Below are 1,022 nucleotides of genomic sequence, written 5' to 3' on the forward strand. Positions count from 1 at the left end.
GGCGAATCAACGAGGCACCTGCGCTGACGAGTTGAGACTTCGAACATCTCCCTCAACGGCGCAGGTGCCTCGTGCGTTGCGACCTCGACGCCGCCACCCCATCGGTGGCCCCTCTGAAACAGCTCAGTGTTGCGTAAGGCCGCCGAGGGCGACCCCTATGTCCTACACATCCGTGATCTGCAGCTGGCCCGGCCGTGGATGGAACGACTCGCAGCTGGTGAGCGCCTCGTCATCGACATCGAGGAATGGGTCAACAAGACCTCTCTGGGCGAGGCGAGATCATCCTCGGCGTCGACAACGAGGACGGCCAACCGCCCACCGAGCTCGCGAGCTGGCCCATCATGCTCGGACTCTCCACGCCGATGCTGTACCGGCACTGTTTGCCTGGGCCGAAGTCCGTCTCCACGAGGAGACCTACGACGAAGCCGACTGGGACCAGTACGACACAGAATGCCGCATTTGGGACAGTGAGATCACCTTTCATTCGGAGGAGTACAGCGATTGGAAACAGGGCCGGTTTTCCGGGCTGCGTCCCTATACCGACGACGGCGAGGTCGCCTTGTGGCGTCTGGAACTAACTCTTAACGAGCTGGGCATTGCCTTCATGGTGGTCGACCGATTCGGAACCACAGGCAAGCGTCAGCTTGTGCAGTAAACCGTGCCCCGACGTGTGCCCACGAGGCGTCCTGTGCCGGCTAGACGACCACGAGACTCGTGAACTCGCATGGCTACCCAGGTCAGTAGGCGATGACGAGCCGCACGGAGGGCCGGTCAATCACGGCTCCGTCGGCGAGATCGCTGTCCGGTGTGTCCGCAGGGTAGGCCGTGACGACGGGTTCGATGGTCCGGGCCGGGCTCCAGGCGCGGATCTGCGCGCAGATCCGCTCGGCGAGATCGGCGCCGGCCGGGCCATAGCCGACGGCTCCCAGCCGGAACCGGGGTTCTGTCTCGGGGTCTTCCGCGGTCCGCTTCAGAGTGAGGTATGCGATGGAGCCCCCTTCGACGAGGGCGGGGCTCAGGGC

The 1,022-nt window shown here is 64.4% G+C and carries 1 pseudogene; it reads right to left on the minus strand.

Features of this window, described 5'->3' with window-relative positions:
* Positions 1-737: 737 nt before the first annotated feature.
* Positions 738-1,022 (minus strand): annotated as a pseudogene (locus tag EHS43_RS45080) (methyltransferase, FxLD system); the annotation flags it as partial.

It is taken from the genome of Streptomyces sp. RP5T, from assembly GCF_003933965.1.
GTDB lineage: Bacteria > Actinomycetota > Actinomycetes > Streptomycetales > Streptomycetaceae > Streptomyces.